This is a genomic window from Pseudomonas sp. SDO5591_S426, assembly GCF_054070755.1.
Map to the genome: position 1 here is coordinate 1 of NZ_JBSVXD010000330.1, position 3,443 is coordinate 3,443.

At 58.7% G+C, this 3,443-nt stretch carries 3 protein-coding genes; 1 reads left to right on the plus strand and 2 read right to left on the minus strand.

The annotated features are described in order from the left end of the window. Nucleotides 1–100: 100 nt before the first annotated feature. Both mqo and ACW9JC_RS29405 read right to left on the minus strand, forming a co-directional pair. Nucleotides 101–1,609: a malate dehydrogenase (quinone) gene (gene mqo / locus ACW9JC_RS29400; RefSeq protein WP_457459432.1), complete on the minus strand. Its 1,509-nt coding sequence runs from the start codon at nucleotides 1,607–1,609 to the stop codon at nucleotides 101–103. A gap of 737 nt (nucleotides 1,610–2,346) precedes the next feature. Next, nucleotides 2,347–2,580 (minus strand): hypothetical protein, encoded by a 234-nt coding sequence (locus ACW9JC_RS29405; protein ID WP_448109285.1) that lies wholly within the window; start codon nucleotides 2,578–2,580, stop codon nucleotides 2,347–2,349. Between the two features lie 197 nt (nucleotides 2,581–2,777). Between ACW9JC_RS29405 and ACW9JC_RS29410 the strand changes: the two genes are divergently transcribed. Continuing rightward, a complete protein-coding gene (locus ACW9JC_RS29410; protein ID WP_095152868.1) occupies nucleotides 2,778–3,362 on the plus strand; it encodes a YajG family lipoprotein in 585 nt (194 codons plus the stop codon). Nucleotides 3,363–3,443 lie beyond the last annotated feature (81 nt).

Consider the following 3,443-nt stretch of genomic DNA (forward strand, 5'->3'; position numbering starts at 1 on the left):
CGCGGTTGCAAAGTAGGAGCTGCCGAAGGCTGCGATCTTTTAAAGGCATAAAAAAACGCCCCGCCCTCAATGAGGACGGGGCGTTTTTCATGGGGCCGAATCAGGCGTAGCTTTCGGTCTCGCTGCTGGCTTCAACCAGTTCCAGGGCAACGTTGTTCTGCGAGTTGATCTTGCGATACAGCGCAGCGTCGGTTTCCAGGACTTTCTCGCGAGCCGGGAAGATTTCTGCCAGTTTGGCAGCCCACTCGCCCTTGGCCTGGCTCGGGAAGCATTTCTCGATCAGTTCCAGCATGATCGAAACGGTCACCGATGCACCTGGCGAAGCGCCGAGCAGGGCGGCAAGGGAGCCGTCCTTGGCTGCGACCAGTTCGGTACCGAACTGCAGGATGCCGCCTTTTTTCGGGTCTTTCTTGATGATCTGCACCCGTTGGCCGGCCACTTCCAGGCGCCAGTCTTCGGCTTTCGCCTCCGGGTAGAAGCGGCGCAGGGATTCCAGGCGCTGCTCCATCGATTGCATCACTTCGCTGACCAGATACTTGGTCAGGTCCATGTTGTTTTTCGCCACTGACAACATCGGGCCGATGTTACCGGCGCGAACCGACAGCGGCAGGTCCATGAAGGAACCGTGCTTGAGGAACTTGGTGGTGAAGCCGGCGTATGGCCCGAACAGCAAGGATTTCTTACCCTCGACGACACGGGTGTCCAAGTGCGGCACGGACATCGGTGGCGACCCCACGGCAGCCTGGCTGTACACCTTGGCCTGGTGATGCTTGACCACTTCCGGGTTGTCGCAACGCAGCCACTGGCCGCTGATCGGGAAGCCGCCGAAGCCTTTGCTTTCTTCGATGCCCGAGGCCTGCAACAGCGGCAATGCCGCGCCGCCAGCGCCGAGGAAGACGAACTTGGCGTCGACTTCACGGGTGCTGCCGCTGTTGACGTCCTTGATGCTGACGGTCCAGCCGCCGTTGTTGCGCTTCAGGCCGGTCACGCGCTTGCAGTACTTGACCTGGGCATCGGGTGCGCTGGTCAGGTGCTTGAGCAGTTGATTGGTCAGGGCGCCGAAGTTGACGTCGGTACCGTTCATCACGCGGGTGGCGGCGACGACTTCGTCGGCCGGACGACCCGGCATCATCAGCGGCATCCACTCGGCCATGGTGGCCTTGTCTTCGGTGTATTCCATGTCCGAGAAGGCGTGGTGCTTGCTCAGCACCTTGAAGCGTTCCTTGAGGAAGGACACGCCGCTGTCGTTCTGCACGAAGCTCAGGTGTGGCACCGGGCTGATGAACGATTTGCACGAGCCGAACGTGCCTTTCTTGGTCAGGTACGACCAGAACTGCTTCGACACCTCGAACTGGGTGTTGATGTGCACGGCTTTCTTGATGTCGACGGTGCCATCGGCAGCCTGCGGCGTGTAGTTCAGCTCGCACAGGCCAGCGTGACCGGTACCGGCGTTGTTCCACGGGTTGGAACTCTCCGCGGCACCGGAATCCATCAGCTCGACGACTTCCAGCTTGATCGCGGGGTCGAGCTCTTTGAGCAGCACTGCAAGGGTGGCACTCATGATGCCGGCCCCAACCAGTACTACGTCGACTGCTTCGTTATGCGCCATTTAACGCGTCTCCAAAATCTGCAGCACCAAATTGACGGCATGGCTGCCAGGCGTTCCGGGGCGTGTCAGTGATGCCCCTGGTCCCCATGGCAGGATCGCCATGTCCGAATCTTCGCAATTTTTTGCAACTTCGACGGACGCTACCGGCCGGGCTAATGAGGTCTATGAACTCATTTCGACATGCGACTGGCAATTCGACTTATGGTCGATACATCCGTTTGTGCAACCAAATCCGTAGCGGACAGGCTTCAGGCTCCGGTATTCGAGGCGTACCCGGTCCTGTGTCGTTGGGCTGTTCTAGACGCTAATGGTGCATGTTCAGACGCAAAACTATTCATTTGCTCGCCACACTCTTGTGAAGTTGTGAAAACCCGTTTTTTTCACGCTCTTTTGAAGACGTGAACCTCAAAAAAGGGCTGCCTCTGCCTGGCACCGTGCCCGAATGCTTTGCCGCCAGGGAATTCATGACAGGCAAAACGGGCAAACAGCTCAGTGACCGAGCGTAATGACAGCTCTGCAGATTCGCGAAAAGTGGAGGTTTTGCTTGAGGAACAGCAAGCACGCCAGCTTCACTCGATCTGTGTGGGCGGCTCTCTGTGGGCGGTGCGGGGTGTCAATACCGAGGCATTGACGGTGCTGCGAAGCCCGATCAGGAGACGTCCTTATAATCGGGGGGAGATTGTATCTAAGAAACGCAGGGAATTGGTCGTGTTTTATGACTTTTGTTAGGCGTTCGGTCAGGTGGTCAGCAGTTGCTGCATCCGTGAGCGTCGCTGGCGCGCAATGACGCGGGCACTGGCGGGCAGCGGCTTGTGCAGCCAGTTGAGGCGGATTTCCTCGATTTCGACCCACCCATCGCCCATGGGTTGCAGGTTGCACTGTTTGAATGCCTGGCAATGGCCGTTGCGGTCGAGCAGGGCGAAGCAGCGGTGTAAAGGGCGTGGCGCGAACAGTGAGATCAGATAACGCATGGTCAAGTACCTGTAGGTGACTGCCGAGAAGATTGCCTGTGGGCCGTTACGTCCAAGTGTATGAGTGGTGACATCTGTGTGACAGGCGCCGAATCTGAAAGGTGTGTCAGACTTATCCTTGATTGTTGCGCTGGTTAGCCGCAGTGGCCCACCGCTATACTGCCGGCCTGTTTGTGCCTGATTCTGGAGAGAAGAGCATGTTGCAACGCCTGTTGTTCGGTTTGATCACTGTGACCAGCTTGACGCTGGTTGGCTGCGCCCACAGCCCGCAACAACTGAACCCGGAACCCAAGCTGACGGCGCAACTGGCCCCGGTTGGCCACGGACAGCCTGTAGTGGTGCGTGTGGTGGATGGACGTCCGTCGCCAACCCTGGGCACCCGTGGCGGTTTGTACCCGGAAACCAGCGCGATTACCGTGCAAGGCGCGCAGATCCTGCCGAAGTTGCAGGCTCAGGCCGAAGCCGCTGTGCGCCTGCTGGGTTTCACTCCGACCACCAATGCGGCAAACGCACCGCAAATCACCGTGACCCTGGCCGAGCTGAAGTATCAGTCGCCGAAAGAGGGCATGTACGTGACCGAGGCGACCATCGGCGCGACCTTCCGCTCCGATGTGCAGAACGCCAACCGCCGTTACAGCGGCCGTTACGGTGCGTCCCTGGACCAGCGTTTCGGCATGGCGCCGAACCAGGAAACCAACACCAAGCTGGTCAGCGATGTGTTGAGTGATGCGTTGACTCGCCTGTTCAAGGACCCGACTGTAGGTCAGGTGCTGGGCGAATAAGCGTTCGCAAGATGTAAAAAAGCCCGGTGCCAGCAATGGTCCCGGGCTTTTTCATGCCTGATGTACAGGCTGTAACTGTAT